The sequence below is a fragment of the Bacillus sp. FSL K6-1145 genome (assembly GCF_038003425.1).
Classification (GTDB): Bacteria; Bacillota; Bacilli; order Bacillales; family Bacillaceae; genus Bacillus; species Bacillus pumilus.
This window is the reverse complement of record NZ_JBBOPC010000001.1, coordinates 1,536,335-1,552,775: the sequence shown is the minus strand read 5'-3', so window position 1 is coordinate 1,552,775 and position 16,441 is coordinate 1,536,335. Positions and strand designations below refer to the sequence as shown.

General features: G+C 41.5%; 17 protein-coding genes. All 17 read right to left on the bottom strand.

The window, feature by feature from the left end; translation table 11 throughout:
• Positions 1-109: 109 nt before the first annotated feature.
• The 17 genes from dprA to smc all read right to left on the bottom strand — a co-directional run bounded on the left by dprA (position 110) and on the right by smc (position 16,412).
• On the bottom strand, positions 110-1,012 hold the full coding sequence (gene dprA, locus MHH41_RS07745) for a DNA-processing protein DprA (protein ID WP_340866055.1): 903 nt from the start codon (positions 1,010-1,012) through the stop codon (positions 110-112).
• 63 nt (positions 1,013-1,075) lie between these two features.
• Positions 1,076-1,978: a succinate--CoA ligase subunit alpha gene (gene sucD / locus MHH41_RS07740; RefSeq protein ID WP_003212080.1), complete on the bottom strand. Its 903-nt coding sequence runs from the start codon at positions 1,976-1,978 to the stop codon at positions 1,076-1,078.
• A 22-nt stretch (positions 1,979-2,000) separates the two neighbouring features.
• The gene (gene sucC / locus MHH41_RS07735; RefSeq protein ID WP_340866053.1) at positions 2,001-3,161 is read right to left on the bottom strand and encodes an ADP-forming succinate--CoA ligase subunit beta; all 1,161 of its coding nucleotides are present in this window, start codon (positions 3,159-3,161) and stop codon (positions 2,001-2,003) included.
• A gap of 176 nt (positions 3,162-3,337) precedes the next feature.
• On the bottom strand, positions 3,338-3,613 hold the full coding sequence (locus tag MHH41_RS07730) for a FlhB-like flagellar biosynthesis protein (protein ID WP_003211418.1): 276 nt from the start codon (positions 3,611-3,613) through the stop codon (positions 3,338-3,340).
• A complete protein-coding gene (locus tag MHH41_RS07725) occupies positions 3,610-5,346 on the bottom strand; it encodes a hypothetical protein (RefSeq protein ID WP_003212009.1) in 1,737 nt (578 codons plus the stop codon). The genes MHH41_RS07730 and MHH41_RS07725 overlap by 4 nt, the downstream gene beginning before the upstream one ends.
• A 27-nt stretch (positions 5,347-5,373) precedes the next feature.
• Complete coding sequence (locus tag MHH41_RS07720) at positions 5,374-6,138, bottom strand: ribonuclease HII (protein ID WP_003210902.1); 765 nt, start codon at positions 6,136-6,138, stop codon at positions 5,374-5,376.
• Between the two features lie 76 nt (positions 6,139-6,214).
• Complete coding sequence (gene ylqF, locus MHH41_RS07715) at positions 6,215-7,063, bottom strand: ribosome biogenesis GTPase YlqF (protein ID WP_050945052.1); 849 nt, start codon at positions 7,061-7,063, stop codon at positions 6,215-6,217.
• A gap of 88 nt (positions 7,064-7,151) precedes the next feature.
• Positions 7,152-7,499 carry a 50S ribosomal protein L19 gene (gene rplS, locus MHH41_RS07710; protein ID WP_003212364.1) on the bottom strand — a complete coding sequence of 116 codons (348 nt, stop codon included), beginning with the start codon at positions 7,497-7,499 and terminating at the stop codon, positions 7,152-7,154.
• A gap of 137 nt (positions 7,500-7,636) precedes the next feature.
• A complete protein-coding gene (gene trmD / locus MHH41_RS07705; protein ID WP_003211682.1) occupies positions 7,637-8,371 on the bottom strand; it encodes a tRNA (guanosine(37)-N1)-methyltransferase TrmD in 735 nt (244 codons plus the stop codon).
• Complete coding sequence (gene rimM, locus MHH41_RS07700; RefSeq protein ID WP_284906476.1) at positions 8,368-8,892, bottom strand: ribosome maturation factor RimM; 525 nt, start codon at positions 8,890-8,892, stop codon at positions 8,368-8,370. Before rimM ends, trmD begins: the two co-directional genes overlap by 4 nt.
• Positions 8,893-8,900: 8 nt before the next feature.
• Positions 8,901-9,287 carry a YlqD family protein gene (locus MHH41_RS07695; RefSeq protein ID WP_050945054.1) on the bottom strand — a complete coding sequence of 129 codons (387 nt, stop codon included), beginning with the start codon at positions 9,285-9,287 and terminating at the stop codon, positions 8,901-8,903.
• Between the two features lie 103 nt (positions 9,288-9,390).
• Entirely contained in the window at positions 9,391-9,636 is a 246-nt protein-coding gene (locus tag MHH41_RS07690) for a KH domain-containing protein (protein ID WP_012009937.1), read from the bottom strand.
• Positions 9,636-9,908: a 30S ribosomal protein S16 gene (gene rpsP / locus MHH41_RS07685; protein WP_003212139.1), complete on the bottom strand. Its 273-nt coding sequence runs from the start codon at positions 9,906-9,908 to the stop codon at positions 9,636-9,638. The genes MHH41_RS07690 and rpsP overlap by 1 nt, the downstream gene beginning before the upstream one ends.
• A gap of 105 nt (positions 9,909-10,013) precedes the next feature.
• The gene (gene ffh, locus MHH41_RS07680) at positions 10,014-11,354 is read right to left on the bottom strand and encodes a signal recognition particle protein (protein WP_050945055.1); all 1,341 of its coding nucleotides are present in this window, start codon (positions 11,352-11,354) and stop codon (positions 10,014-10,016) included.
• Positions 11,355-11,367: 13 nt separating this feature from the next.
• Entirely contained in the window at positions 11,368-11,700 is a 333-nt protein-coding gene (locus MHH41_RS07675) for a putative DNA-binding protein (protein ID WP_003210763.1), read from the bottom strand.
• A gap of 142 nt (positions 11,701-11,842) precedes the next feature.
• Positions 11,843-12,829 (bottom strand): signal recognition particle-docking protein FtsY, encoded by a 987-nt coding sequence (ftsY, locus tag MHH41_RS07670; RefSeq protein WP_003211188.1) that lies wholly within the window; start codon positions 12,827-12,829, stop codon positions 11,843-11,845.
• Positions 12,830-12,851: 22 nt separating this feature from the next.
• Complete coding sequence (smc, locus tag MHH41_RS07665; protein ID WP_340866052.1) at positions 12,852-16,412, bottom strand: chromosome segregation protein SMC; 3,561 nt, start codon at positions 16,410-16,412, stop codon at positions 12,852-12,854.
• Between the last annotated feature and the right edge of the window lie 29 nt (positions 16,413-16,441).

Sequence of the window (16,441 nt, the reverse complement as noted above, 5' to 3'; positions counted from 1 at the left end):
TCATGAAAAATTCTTTATGATGAACATCATTATAAACACGAAAAACAAAGTGTAAACTTAAATCCTCACTATTATTAAATATTCCTATGTCTTTTGTCAAACGATATTTTTATGAGAGTTCAGTATATTGAACGCTGCGGAAGGAGAATTCCTCTAAAATATCCTTCGTTGAATGAACAAGCTTTGCTCCCTGCTGTATAAGTCTGGCTGGACCTGTGGAATTAGGATCAAAGATTGATCCTGCAACCGCAAATACCTCTTTGCCTTGCTCAAGTGCTTGATACGCGGTAATGAGTGAACCGCTCTTTTCTTTGCACTGAATCACGATGGTTCCACTTGTGAGCGCACTAATTAAACGATTCCTCAAAGGGAAATGCCACTTTTCTGGTTTGACATAAGGCGGATGCTCGGATAAAAGCAAATGATGCTCGCCCATGTATTCAGCCATTTGCACATGATCCTTTGGGTATAAATGCTGAAACCCGCCTGCTATAATACCGATCGTTTTCCCTTTATTCCTAATGCACTCTTTATGTGCAAGTCCATCAATGCCTTTTGCTAAGCCACTGACAATCGTCCAATCTTCCTTTACAAGCTCACCAACAATTTTCTTCACACATGCTTCTCCATAAGACGATGGAACTCGTGTGCCTACTACACCTAAACTTTTTTCTTCATTTAAATACGATATGTTTCCTTTTAGAAATAACACAGGGGGAGGATCATAAATATGTTTTAGTGTGCTGGGATATAAGGGTGATGTGATGGGAATCATGTGAATGTTTTGCTTTAAATAGGCTTGAACGATGTGTTGAAAAATGGGGAATTCTTTTTCTTCGGCTTGTTTTAAGCGGGTAAAGTCGATTGTTTGTAATGATCGATCCTGTTTGAAATGATGTGTTTCTTCATTTATATATAGCTCAGGATCGACTTTCCACCATTTTGTTAACAAAGAGGGTGAGATGAGGCCTTTTAAGCGGTGAAAAATCATTCTTTCGGACACGTTGTACATACCATTCCTCCTGTTTAAGATAGAAAGAAGAAGACTTGTCAAAGAACAAGTCTTCTTGTGTCATTAATGCGTTTTACAAGCTTCAAAGAGATTCTTCTCTTTTAGTACTTTAATCAAAGTTTCTCCCATGACAGATGGTGTCTCTGCCACTTCAATTCCACATTCACGCATTGTTTTTACTTTTTCATCAGCTGTTCCTTTACCACCAGAAATAATGGCACCAGCATGTCCCATGCGTTTTCCTGGAGGCGCCGTTTTACCGCCAATAAAGCCAACAACTGGCTTTGTCATATTTGCTTTTACCCATTCAGCTGCTTCTTCTTCAGCCGTACCGCCAATTTCACCGATCATAATGACAGCATGTGTATCAGGGTCTTCATTGAATGCTTTTAATACATCAATAAAGTTTGTCCCATTGACAGGGTCTCCGCCGATTCCTACAGCTGTCGATTGACCAACGCCAGCTTCTGAAAGCTGATGTACCGCTTCATATGTAAGCGTTCCAGAACGAGAAACAACCCCCACATGACCTTTTTTATGAATGTAGCCTGGCATGATCCCAATCTTACATTCTTCAGGTGTAATGACACCTGGGCAGTTAGGGCCAACAAGTCTTGTCTTTTTCCCTTCCATATACCGTTTTACTTTGACCATGTCAAGTACTGGAATATGTTCTGTAATACAAATGACTAGATCGACTTCTGCATCAACAGCCTCTAAAATGGCATCTGCTGCAAATGGTGCTGGTACATAGATAACAGAAGCATTTGCTCCAGTTGTTTGAACAGCTTCAGATACTGTATTAAATACAGGAACTCCTTCTACTTCAGTTCCACCTTTTCCAGGTGTGACACCGCCAACAATATTTGTTCCGTACTCAATCATTTGTTTTGTATGGAACAATGCGGTTGAACCGGTAATCCCCTGAACAATTACTCTCGTATTTTTATTAATAAATACACTCATTTAGGTTCCCTGCCTTTCTGCTCTACTTGACTAAAGATACAATCTTTTCTGCCCCGTCAGCCATAGACTCAGCAGAAGTGATATTTAAGCTTGAATCGCTCAGGATTTTCTTCCCTAATTCAACGTTTGTTCCTTCAAGACGTACAACGAGTGGTAATGTTAAGCCGACTTGTTTCGTCGCTTCAACGACACCTTCTGCAATGACATCACATTTCATGATGCCGCCAAAAATGTTCACGAAAATCCCTTTTACATTTTGATCAGATAAGATGATTTTAAATGCTTCCGTTACTTTTTCAGCTGTTGCACCGCCGCCAACATCCAGGAAGTTTGCAGGGTCCCCGCCGTAATGCTTGATGATATCCATTGTAGACATCGCAAGACCTGCACCATTGACCATACAGCCAATATTTCCATCTAGAGAAATGTAGCTTAGATCATATTTAGATGCTTCAATTTCTTTTGGATCCTCTTCATCAAGGTCACGGTATTCTAATATATCTTTTTGTCTATATAAGGCATTGCTATCAAAGTTTAATTTCGCATCAAGTGCCATGACTTTTCCATCGCCTGTTACAACAAGTGGATTAATCTCAGCAATTGAACAATCTTTTTCAACGAACGCATTGTAAAGACTTGTCATAAACTTAACAGCTTGGCCAACTAATTTTGTTGGAATATTAATTTTAAACGCTACTTCTCTCGCCTGATAGCCTTGCAATCCAATCGCTGGGTCGATGACCACTTTGACGATTTTTTCTGGCGTTTTTTCTGCTACTTCTTCAATTTCAGTACCGCCTTCTTCAGAAGCCATCAATACAATTCTTGATGTCGCTCTGTCCAAAACAAGTCCAACGTAGTACTCCTTTTGAATATCGCAGCCTTCTTCAATAAGTAAGCGTTTTATTTCGCGCCCCTCAGGCCCAGTTTGATGTGTGACAAGTGTTTTGCCGAGCAATTCCTCTGCAAACCCTTTCACTTCATCTTTTGTTTTTGCAATTTTTACCCCGCCTGCTTTACCACGGCCGCCTGCATGAATCTGTGCTTTTACGACATATACAGAGCTTTCTAGCTCTTCTGATGCTTTCACTGCTTCATCAGGTGTAAATGCTACTTTACCATTTGGAACTGAAACCCCATATTTTCTTAGGATTTCTTTTCCTTGGTACTCATGGATATTCATTTCCCATCCTCCCAACATATGTAGAAACAAAAATTATAAAATAGACTGCGCTTTCATTTTAAAGAATAAAAAAGAGAATGTCTAGGGTTCTATGTAAAATCGTAAAATCCTTCTAAACATTCAAACTTTTATTTTATTAAAAATATAAATTTTTCATTCAAAACACTTATTTTACCTTATTTTTTCATTTTTTGATCTAACCTATAGATAAACGAAAATATTTCTGCTACAGTATCGTATAACGCTTCAGGGATCTCCTCATCCAGCGTTAAGTGGCGCATGAGTTCAACTAAATTACGGTCTTCTTGTATAGGAACTCCCGACTTTTTTGCTTCTTCAATAATATGGTCTGCTACATAGCCGCTCCCTGTTGCAACGACTTTTGGCGCCTTTTGTTTTTCTTCATCATAATGTAGAGCGACCGCCCTTCTAAGCGGTTTTGAATCCTTCATACTCGTAAGTCCAGCCCTTTCTCGCTGATTTTATGAAAGTGTTCATCTAGAAAGTGAGACGGATCTACTGGCTCTTGTCTCTTCTTTGCTGTAATTCCCGTAAGGCTGTATCCTAAGGCATTTAAATTCTCCCGAACTGCTGGAATCATTGGATTAATGGTTCCTTGAAGTTCATGACCGGTTTCAACTGTAATTGACATGACCTTTTGCTGAATCGTACAGTCGATTAATGTTTCTTCGAGGTTTTCCATGTTTAAGTAAAACATAAGGCGACACTGAGAAATATCAATAGAGCCATCTTTTTTCTTATGTCCTTTTAGAATAAAGGTTAAATCTTGAACACTATGTTTTGAAAAGAGCGGATAAGAGACCATCATTTGGCTGATGGTTTGGTTCTCCTGCTGCACAAATAACTGCCCGTTCAATCTATGAAACAATTGATCGACTTCTTTTTTTACGGGCTCTGGTAAATCGGACTGTCTCACATCATTTAAGACGAGCTTTAATTGGTGAAGCTCCTGATTTTTTACATCCTGGTTGCCTTTTTCGAGTAGTTTCAGCATACCGATTTCGTCACGTACACCTATTGCCTTTTTCATCGTCATGAGTAAATCGAGCACATCGGTTTTATTGCTTAATGCGGGTTCCGTCTGCTGCACCACCTGAGCCAATGCTTTTGCCTCTGTTTTTGACAGGAACGGAAATTCTTTTTGAAGCACAGATGCTTTTGCGTCAGGCTGAGATCCAGCCTGCTGAAGCCCTTGCAGCAATGATGTGAGCTGTTTTAAGCTAGGCTCTTGCTGCCCATCTGCGCCTTGTTTTATTAAACTTGTAAGTATCCGCTCAATTTGCTGAGGCGGGATTTGCAGCTCTTTTGGGCTTATTGATTGCTGCACGTTAGATTGAAGAACTTGGGTCGTCTGACGCTCTTGAGCGATTGGAGTTTGGCTATTTTCTTTTGGTTGAGTCAGATTGGGCTGAGGCGTTACAGGTAGACTTCCTCCTTGCTTCGTCGCCCCTTCTCTCGCTGCTAGAAGGACCGATAAGAGCTTTTCTGCATGGACAGACGTCTCAGCATCTATGACTGATCGAACGGCTTGTGTAAGCGCCTGTGTGGCGTCTGAGTGCTTCGGGAGCTGTGTTAAGCGTTCTAGCAGCGCTGTCATATCCTGATGAAGAGCAGAGGATGATTTCACAGCTAAAATGGATTGAAGCACTCCTTCCTGGATCGGCAAGTCTTTCTTTAAAGCAAATAAAAGTGCCTGGAGACCTTTTTTCACATCAGCTCCTTGAAGCTGTTCGATCCACTTCACTGCCGTTTTTAACTCTGTTTCGTTGATAACCGATTTTTCTTTTAAAAAAGCTGTGGCTGTTAGAATGTTTTCAAGTCCGCTTTTCAGAGAGAGACCTTCTAATAGTTTGGCAGCGGCATCCTTTAATGTCTTAGGATCTTGATCAAATTGCTGGACTGGCCTTAGTTTATTGAGGCTGTCTCCACCCTCTTGTTCAAATTGGAACCAATAAAATGCGTCTGCTTTGAGCTGAGCCGCTAGCTGTGCTTTTATTTTTGTTGAGCCTATTTGAACAAGGGCTGTATCATCTCCAAGCATTTTCAGTACTTTACCGAGAATCAGCCGATGCACATTTTCCTTTCCTTCGGTGTTTAATGGCACAGATTCTGCCGCACTTAACCGGCTATTCAGTGCTGTATGTATGTCCTCAACTCTTGTCATCACAGGCAGCCTCCTTAGGTCAAAAATTTATGAGATAACGGATTTCACTGGTGCAAACGATAATCGATGGATTGGGGCAGCTCCATGTGTTTGAATGGCAGCCAAATGCTCTTTTGTTCCGTACCCTTTATGTTTTTCAAATTGATACTCAGGGTACTTACGCCCGTATTCTTCCATCATCTGATCTCTTGTCACCTTTGCAATACATGCACCTGCTGCGATGGATGCACTTTTTGCATCTCCTTTGATGATATTCTCCTGGTGAATAGGAAGTGGGAGCGTCATGGCATCTATGAGTAGATAATCAGGTGTATGAGTTAACTGCTCCACCGCTCTCACCATCGCCAGTCTTGATGCCTCGTAAATATTGATTTCATCAATCGTAGCCGCATCAACAATGCCGATACCGATATCAAGTGCTTCTTTTTGGATCAGGTCATAATATGCCAATCTTTTTTTCTCAGATAATTGCTTTGAGTCGTTTAAACCGAGCAGGACTGTATCTTCCTTTAATATGACAGCTGCTGCTACAACGGGGCCTGCCAGTGGTCCTCTTCCTGCTTCATCTATTCCAGCAATACATGTGTATCCCTGCGCCTTAGCATTGTTTTCAAATTGCAGCATCTCATTCCATGCTACATGAAGTTGCTGCTGCTTTTCTCTCTCTTTGTGCCACTTCTCTATCAGTTTTTGGACACTTTTTCTCTTATCATCTTTTACAAGCTCATGAATGTATGACTCGTCTTGCGAATGCTTTTCTATCAGTTCTTTTATTTGTTTCACTGTGTACATAGGCTTTTCGTCAGCCTCCTTCTTTATATCGGCAGTTTTCCGCAAAAAATAAAGACCCGCATGAGCTGCGTGTCTTTTAGCTTTCAGGCTTCTCAAAAGTGAGGGGACCAAATTTTTCTGTTCGAATATCCCGAATAATGATTTCGGTGGTTTTGTCGTAATTAATCAATCCACCGCTCATGAGACAGCCGCGCTTTGTACCTATTGCATCAAACAGCTCAGCCGTATCTTCAGGGATCTCCGTTAGGTCATAGCGTTTTTTTAATCTCTCTGGATAGTTTTCTTCTAGAAAGCGAAGTCCATATACAGCGACATCCTGTAAGTTGATGATAGAATCTTTGATCGCTCCAGTTACCGCTAGCCTAAGTCCTACTTTCTCATCTTCAAACTTCGGCCAGAGGATTCCAGGTGTATCGAGCAGTTCCAATTCTTTCCCTACCTTCACCCATTGCTGTGAGGTGGTAATACCAGGACGGTCTCCTGTTTTGGCAATGTTCTTTTTCGCTAAACGATTGATTAAGGTCGATTTCCCGACGTTGGGAATCCCGATAATCAGCGCCCGGATTGCACGTGGTTTAACACCTTTTGCTTTCATGCGGTCGAATTTTTCTTTTAAGATTTCTTTTGAAGTTGTGATGATCTGATTTAACCCTTGTCCATCGACAGAGTTAATAGCAAGTGACCGAACGCCTTGCTGCTCAAAGTGCGCCTGCCACTCCTTTGTCACACGAGGATCCGCTTTATCTGCTTTGTTTAATAGCATGATTTTGGGTTTATTCTGAAGGATTTCTTCGATCATTGGGTTTCTAGAGGACATCGGAATTCTAGCATCAGTTAATTCAAATACGATGTCGATGAGCTTTAATTTTTCTGTGACTTCACGTCTTGCTTTTGCCATATGGCCTGGAAACCATTGAATCGTCATATGTGCACCTTCTCTTCTATCGATTATCTCTATACATTGTACAAAAAAAGAGCCTGTTACAGGTAACAAGCTCTTTCCTTTGATATCATTATCGTCTGATTTCTTTGATACGAGCCGCTTTACCGCGAAGTTCACGTAGGTAGTAAAGTTTCGCACGACGTACCTTACCGTGACGTACAACTTCGATGTTAGCGATTTTTGGTGTGTGTACAGGGAATGTACGCTCAACGCCTACACCGTAAGAAATCTTACGAACTGTGAAAGTTTCGCTGATTCCACCACCACGACGCTTAATTACAACACCTTCAAAGATCTGGATACGCTCACGAGTACCCTCGACAACTTTAACGTGTACACGTAAAGTGTCACCAGGACGGAACGCAGGAAGATCAGTGCGTAATTGTTCTTTTGTGATTTCTTCAATCAAATGTTGCATCGTTTTCAACTCCTTCCAACAGATGCTCATGTCCTCTTTCTTCATTGCAGCGGAACATCGTTTTCAAACTTGAATCGGCAAGCCGTCCAAGTCACAAGTAGTATCATACCATACCTCTATGCAGTGTGCAATACAATCTAGTCATTATGAAGCTGCCAAAGCCATCTTTTTTCTTCATCTGTTAACGTTTTGCATGAATCGATCAAATCTGGCCTTCTTGTATAGGTTCGCTTCAAGGATTCTTTGCGCCGCCACTCTTCAATTTTGGCATGATTTCCAGAGAGGAGCACTTCCGGCACTTTTAGTCCTTTATAATCGGCTGGCCTTGTATAGTGAGGATGCTCTAGCAAACCTGTACTAAATGAATCTTCAATGTGAGACGCTTCTTTTCCAAGCACATGAGGCAAAAGCCTGACCACACTGTCTGCAATCATCATCGCTGGCAGCTCTCCGCCTGTGAGAACGAAATCTCCGATTGAGATTTCATCTGTGACAAGATGCTCCCTGATGCGCTCATCGTAGCCTTCATAATGGCCGCAAATGAACATAAGGTGTTCTTCTTTTGCAAGTTCCTCTGCCTTCTTTTGTGTATATCTTTCTCCTTGAGGACAGACAAGAATAATTCGGGGCTTCTTGCTTGCTTTCTTCGTTAAATCTTCTACCGCATCGAATACGGGCTGTGCTTTCAGTACCATACCAGCACCGCCGCCATACGGATAGTCATCTACTGTTTTATGCTTATGATCCGAATACTCTCTAAAATTGACAACATTGAATGAGACGGCTTCTTTCTCCTGTGCCTTTTTTAAGATCGATGAGTGGAGCACACCTTCGAACATTTCAGGAAAAAGTGTTAAGAAGTCGATTTTCATTCGTCAATGAGTCCTTCCATCACTTCAATGTGTATGGTTTTGGATGAGATATCGATCTTTTTGACGACAGATGGGATATAAGGAATCAGGGCATCTTTTTTGCCTTTTCTTCCGACCACCCAGACATCATTTGCCCCTGGTGTTAAAATCTCTTTGATTTGGCCGACAAGCTGATCCTCTTCATCGTATACTTCACAGCCAATGATTTGGTGGAAATAAAACTCTCCTTCATCTAAAGAGACGAGATGTTCTTTTTCTACTTTTAAGATTGATTCTTTCAATAGCTCTGCTTCATTTAATGAGCTAATTTCTTCAAATGTGAGCAAATCAAACTGTTTGTGCTGCCTATGTGATGCGACAGTGGCTTTCAGCGGCTCCCCTTGACCTTGCTTAAAAATATAGAGGACGCTTCCTTTTTTGTAACGCTCTTCTGGGAAATCTGTCTTTGACACGACGCGTACTTCTCCGCGCACTCCGTGTGTATTGACAATCTTTCCAACATTCAACCATTCTTGTTCCATGTTCTCAATCACCCCTGACGTATTTCCACAATGGTGCCGTCTTTCACGACGATGACATTGTCTTGCATCTTGTCATCCCATTTATCACCTATTTTCACTTCAACCAGCGCATCCACTTCTGTCTCTTTCATTTCACTTCCAAGCGGCAAAATATGCAGCTGCTCTACTTGAAAGTCAATTTGCTGGATCTTCTCCTGCCGTTTATCGATGGCTTTTTGAAATTGAGGGATGGCTTCTTGCTGATGTGGTTCTTTTTCATGTTTTTTCAGTTGAAAATATAGTTGGTTGCATTCACGTTCTAGTCTTTCTTTTTTCTCCAAAAAAGTCGTTAACAGTTTGTCCTTACTGCTTTCAGTTAATACTTGCATGACGGTGACATGTTGAATGATCTGCATCTTCCTTTTTGTCCCCCTATCCGAAGGCATTTGTCCTCTACAGTATAACGAAAAATAGATTTAAACGTGTAAAAAAAGGGGAGGTCCTAAGCCCTCTCCCTTTTTAGTCAGCAATCTCAAGTTGAACTTTCTTAGAAGACTCTGCACTTGCTGCAAACATGACTGTTCGTATCGCTTTCGCTGTACGTCCCTGCTTTCCGATCACCTTTCCGGTATCTTCAGCATTGACAGACAGTGTGTAAATCACTTGCTCATCTTTTTCTAATGAAGATACGTGAATATCTTCTGGGAAATCAACAAGTGGCTCGACGATGGACACAATCAATTCTTCCAAGGACAGCTCATTCATTATTTGCTGTTTTTCGCATTATGAAATTTTTCAAGAATTCCTTGGCTTGAGAAAAGGTTGCGAACTGTATCAGATGGTTTCGCACCATTTTGAAGCCATTTAAGAGCTAATTCTTCGTTGATTTTCACCTCAGCTGGTGATAACACTGGATTGTATGTTCCAACTGTTTCGATGAAACGACCATCACGTGGTGAACGAGAATCTGCTACTACAATACGATAGAAAGGAGATCTTTTTGATCCCATACGTTTTAAACGAATTTTTACTGCCATTTTACTAGCACCTCCGAAAATATTTCAACAAGATAGTATATTAACAATGATAAAAGGGTTTGTAAAGTGTTTTTTCTTAACAACGGTTTTATCATGTATAACCAATTACATAAATGGTAATTTAAAGCCTTTTTTCTTTCCTTTGGACATGTTGGTCATTTGCTTCATCATCTTTTTCATTTCGTCAAATTGCTTTAAGAGGCGATTGACTTCCTGTACAGATGTTCCGCTTCCTTTTGCAATCCGTTTTCTTCGGCTTGCATTGATGACCTCTGGCTGTTCTTTTTCCTCGGTCGTCATTGATTTAATGATCGCTTCGATGTGATTGAGCTGCTTTTCGTCTACTTGGACGTTTTTGAGCCCTTTCATTTTACCGGCTCCCGGCATCATTTGGATCAATTCATCAAGTGGACCCATGTTACGAACTTGGCCAAGCTGCTCGAGGAAATCATCGAGTGTAAAGCTCATGGTCCGCATTTTTTGTTCAAGCTCTTTCGCTTTATCTTGGTCCACGTTTGCCTGTGCTTTTTCAATCAGTGTAAGCACATCTCCCATGCCAAGAATTCTTGATGCCATCCGTTCTGGGTGGAATGGTTCAATCGCGTCAAGCTTTTCACCTAGCGCGGCGAATTTAATCGGCGTATTGGTGACAGCTCGAATGGAAAGTGCTGCACCGCCTCGTGTATCCCCGTCTAGTTTCGTTAAAACGACACCTGTTAAACCTAGCTGTTCATTAAAGCTTTTCGCTACATTGACAGCATCTTGACCTGTCATAGAGTCAACAACAAGGAAAATTTCTTCTGGACTCGCTACTTCTTTTACTTTCTGAAGTTCATCCATCAATTCTTCATCAATATGAAGGCGTCCTGCTGTATCTAAAATGACATAATCATGGTGTTCTTCTTTCGCTTTTTCGATTGCCTGTTTGGCAATCTCGACAGGACTGACTTGATCACCTAATGAAAACACAGGCATATCAAGCTGTTTCCCTAGCGTTTCAAGCTGCTGGATCGCTGCTGGTCTGTAAATATCTGCAGCCACCATCATCGGCTTGCGATTATGTTTTTTGCGAAGTAAATTGGCAAGCTTCCCAGTTGTGGTGGTTTTACCTGCCCCTTGAAGACCAACCATCATAATGACCGTCGGAGATTTTTTCGCTACAGCGATTTTACTCTCTTCTCCGCCCATTAATTCAGTGAGTTCTTCTTTTACAACTTTAATGACCTGTTGCCCAGGGGTAAGGCTTTTCATGACCTCTTGTCCAACTGCCCGCTCACTTACTTTTTTCACAAAGTCTTTGACTACTTTAAAATTGACGTCAGCTTCAAGAAGGGCAAGGCGTACCTCGCGCATCATTTCTTTTACATCTTGTTCTGACACTTTTCCTTTGCCGCGGATTTTTGAAATCGTCTGCTGCAGTCGGTCGGCTAATCCTTCAAATGCCATACTGTGCCGCCTCCTAATCTAATTTCTCAAGCGATTCAATTAAAGCTTCTGCTTCTTCCATCTGAGCGGAATCTGCTACGAGCTCACTCATTTTTTTGAGAAGTTCTTTACGCTCTTTAAATTTCTTAAACAAGAGCAGCTTTTCTTCATATTGTTCAAGCATCGCTTCAGTCCGTTTAATATTATCATAAACAGCCTGTCTTGATACTTCATATTCATCCGCAATTTCACCGAGGGAAAAATCGTCTAGGTAGTAAAGCGACATGTAGCTCTTTTGCTTTGCGGTTAACAACGATTGATAGAAGTCAAACAAGTAGTTCATTCTCGTTGTTTTTTCAAGCGTCATGGGCTCTCTCCCCTTTGTTAAGTTCATTCCCTTTACATCAACTAAGTTTACACGGTTCTCTACTGTGTGTCAAGTTTTTATCTTGTCACTGCATGAAGCGGCGTATAAATAAAAATGCCAGCAATTTTTGCCGGCATTTTTGTTAGTCCTCTTGATCAATCACGTCTGAGAATAATCCATACACATACGATTCTGCATCGAATTCTTGCAGATCGTCTACCTTTTCACCTAAACCGACGAGCTTCACGGGGATGTTTAACTCATTTCGAATTGCAAGGACAATCCCGCCTTTTGCAGTGCCGTCAAGCTTTGTTAAAGCAATTCCTGTCACATTCGTCGCTTTAGAAAATTCCTTCGCTTGTGCCATCGCATTTTGACCCGTTGTTGCATCAAGAGCGAGCAGCACTTCATGCGGTGCATCTGGAACCTCGCGTTCAATGACTCTCTTGACCTTCTCCAGTTCTTTCATCAAGTTGACTTTGTTTTGTAGTCTTCCTGCTGTATCACAGATAAGGACATCCGCATTTTTCGCTTTTGCTGATTGAACGGCATCATAGATCACCGCTGCTGGGTCAGAGCCAGCCGTCTGTTTGACAACAGGGACACCTGAACGCTCTCCCCATACTTCAAGCTGCTCTATCGCACCGGCACGGAATGTATCACCTGCTGCCAAAATGACGGATTTCCCATCATTTTTCAGCTTATTTGCAAGTTTGCCGATCGTCGTTGTTTTCCCAACGCCATTGACACCGACAAATAAAATGATATTTAATCGCCCGTCTTCAATATTCAGCGCAGAGATTTGTTCCTCTCCGCTATTGTAGATTTCAACCAGTTTTTCAGAGATGACCGATTGTACTTCACTTGGGTCTTGAATGTTTCTTAGTTTCACTTCTTTTTTCAGCTCATCAATCAGTTCCATCACCGTTGTGAAACCGACATCCGCGCCGATCAGAACTTCTTCTAATTCTTCAAAAAAGTCTTCATCAACTTTACGGTAGCGTGAAATGAGTTCATTTACTCTTCCTTGAAAGGAGTTTCTCGTTTTTTCAAGTCCATCCTTAAACTTTTCTGATACTGAATCGGTTTGCTGCGTAAATTTTTCTTTTAATTTCTTAAAAAAGCTCATTTGGTTCAAAAACCTCCTTTAATTACTGGACAAGCTCTTTCGTTTCTTCTAGTTTGACAGATACAAGTTTTGAAACACCTGACTCCTGCATCGTAACACCGTAGAGCACATCTGCTTCTTCCATTGTTCCTTTGCGGTGCGTAATGACTATGAATTGTGTTTCTTCGCTGTATTTTTTTAAATATTGTGCAAAGCGGAAAACATTGGCTTCATCAAGCGCCGCTTCTACCTCATCTAACACGCAGAATGGAACAGGTCTGACTTTTAAAATAGAGAATAGTAAAGCGATCGCTGTCAATGCTCTCTCACCGCCTGAAAGAAGGCTTAAGTTTTGCAGCTTTTTCCCTGGCGGCTGCGCGACAATATCAACGCCAGAGTTTAGTAAATCGTTTGGATCTGTCAGCTTAAGATCTGCTTTCCCGCCGCCAAATAATGCTTGGAAAACTGATTCAAAATGCCCGCGAATTTGCGAGAATGTTTCAGAGAAGCGCTTTGTCATCTCTTGATCCATTTCTTCGATCACTTGGAATAATGTATTTTTCGCTTCTGTCAGATCATTTCGCTGTTCTGTTAAGAAAAGGTAGCGTTCATTTACTCGTTCATACTCATCAATGCTGCCTAAGTTCACTGTTCCTAGCTCTTCAATGGCTAATTTGATCAGTTTCACTCGTTTTCTTGCTTCATCTGGCGATAACGTCAGATGATACATCTCTTTTGCCCCTTCAAACGAGAGAGCATACTCTTCGTTCAAATAAGCGATGAGGTTGTCGAGCTCAACTTCCATACGGCCAAGCTTAATTTCTTCATCTTTTAAGCTTGTGGTGAGCTGCTTGTAAAGGCGTTTTTGTTCTTTCAGTTCACGTTCAGCAAATTCTAACGTTTCAGAAAGAGCAAGACGCTGTTTGCGCCGCTCTGAAATGAGCGCGGTTGTTTTGTTTTTATTTTCCAGCTTCTCTTTCGCCGCTTCTTCCAGCTGTTCTGCTCCGCTTGAGCTAGATGTCATTTCACTTGTTAAGAGTGACAGATCTTCTTTTGTTTCCGTCAGCGTTTGTTCAGCCTCTTCTAATTCGGCCATTAAGCTCGAAAGCTTTTCTTGTTCATTCGCTAAGGACTGCTCTTTTTTGGCAAGCGAGATTTTCAGCTCTGTTAATTCGGCAGAAATGGTTTCTTTCGTTGAGCTTTGGGTCTGTTTACGCTTTGTTAATGTATTGATCTCTTGATCAAGGGTGGTCAATTTCTCCCCTATAGAAACTTCAAGAGTTGTCTGCTTTTTGTCCTTATCTGTAAGTTCAGTAGAACGCAGCTGCAATTCTTCTTTTTCTTGGTCATAGAGTTCAAGGTGAGCATTAATATTTTTTTCTGCTACTTGCAGTTCGTATAGCTTCCCTTTGAGCTCTTGCTGCTGTTCTCGAAGCGTTTCTCCCCGCTGACGCAGTTCGTTTAATTGACTTTCGTTTGCTGCAATCAATTGCTTCGTTTCTTTTGTTTCCTTTTCAAGGATCGTCGTTTTTTCTTCCATTTCAACAAGCTGCTTTGTTAATGTTTCGATCTCTCGGTTTCTTGAAAGAAGGGAGTTGTTCTTTTTCTTAACACCGCCACCAGTCATTGAACCGCCGGGGTTCACAACATCTCCATCAAGGGTCACGATGCGATAACGATGACCAAGCATTTTTGCCAGTTCATTGGCGCCTTTTAAGTCTCTAACGATCAGAACCGTTCCAAGCAAGTTCTGTATGACCTTTTGATACTTTTCTTCAAAGGAAACAAGGTGACTTGCTACACCGATAAATGCAGCGTGCTGCTCGGCTGTTTGGACGTCTCTATGCTGAATGGTTCTTTCTTTGATCACATTCATTGGCAGGAAGGTTGCTCGTCCAAAGGAGTGCTGCTTTAAGTATGCAATTGCTTGTCGCGCTGCGGCTTCGTTTTCTGTGACGACGTGCTGCGTTGCTGCGCCTAACGCGATTTCAATCGCTGTCTCATGCTGCTGATCTGTTTGAATCAGCTCTGCAATGGCACCGTGAATACCGCCTAACCGTTCTTTTGCCTTTAAGACCTCTTTTACTCCTTGGAAAAAGCCTGAGAAGTCTTCCTGCATGGATTCTAGCATCTCTTTTTTTGACTTTGCCTGTTGCACATATTGATAGGCTTGGTAAAGAGCCGTTTCTTTTTTCTCGTATTGACGTTTCATTTGCTCAAGTTTTTGCTCCGCTTCTCTAAAACGCTTGACCTGAGCCAGAATGTCTTCTTCTAGGGCTGAAAGCTGCTGCTCAGCCTCTGTTTTCTTCTCATTGACAGACACACGTTCTTCAATGTGTTTTTGGTTGTTTTGCGTGAGCCGATCTAGCTGCATGGCCGCTTGGCGCTGCTGTTCTTCTAATAATTTGCGTTCATTGCGGATGGAAGCCTGTTCATTGAGCAGATCAAAATAATCGCTTTTCAGCTGTTCAATTTGACCTTCCACATCTTCAGTATGAAGCGACAGTTGATGCTGCTTTGTTTTCGCTTCATCTTTTAGCTGCTGCACTTCTTTTTGAAGGCTGTCCCGCGCGATTTTCTGCTGCTGAATCTTTTCGGTTAGCTGCGCCTGCTTTTCAGTTAAACGAATGAGTGTTTCTTCTAGCTGTCCCTGATTTGCGGCTGCATTTTTCTTCCGTTCTTTTAGTACTTCTTTTTTACCTTCAAGCTTTTCTAATTCCTCACTTGTGAAAAGAAGAACTTCCTGCAGGTCATTAATTGATTCGTCAAGTGCTTGAATGCGGTCTCTTGACTCTTCAATTTTAGCTTCTTTTGCTTGAATATCTGTGGATTGCTTCATTTCATCTTGTTTGAAGCGCTCGACAGCTTCACCAAGTGTTGTCCATTTTTCATGAAGTGCTTCGATGTCATGGACAGTTAAGGCGATTTCGACATTTTCAAGCTCTTCTTTTTTTTGCAAATAGTCCTTTGCAATAGATGCCTGCATTCTTAATGGTTCTACTTGATCTTCTAGTTCATGCAGAATATCTTCTACTCGGTTTAAGTTGTCCTGCGTTTCAAACAGTTTATTCTCGGCTTTTTTCTTTCTTGTTTTATATTTCAAAACACCAGCCGCTTCTTCAAAGATGCTTCTTCTCTCTTCTGCCTTACTAGATAGAATTTCCTCTACCTTCCCTTGGCTGATGATCGAAAAAGCTTCCTTTCCAAGACCTGAATCCATGAAAAGATCAATAATATCTTTTAAGCGGACAGATTGATTGTTTATGAGAAATTCACTTTCTCCTGAACGATAGACTCTTCTTGTCACACTGACTTCGTGAAAATCGATCGGTAAAAAGTGATCTTCGTTATCTAACGTTAAAGTCACTTCTGCTAGATTGACTCTTTTTCTTGAGTCGCTTCCTGCAAAAATGATGTCTTCCATTTTTCCTCCGCGGAGGCTTTTCGCTGATTGTTCTCCAAGTACCCAGCGGATGGCATCGGTAATATTACTTTTGCCGCTTCCGTTTGGTCCAACAACAGCGGTGACCCCTTTGACAAAGTCCACGGTCACTCGCTGTGCAAAAGATTTGAATCCTATCACGTCTAAACGTTTGAGGAACATGAGAGTGATCCTCCTTATGTATTTAAAGT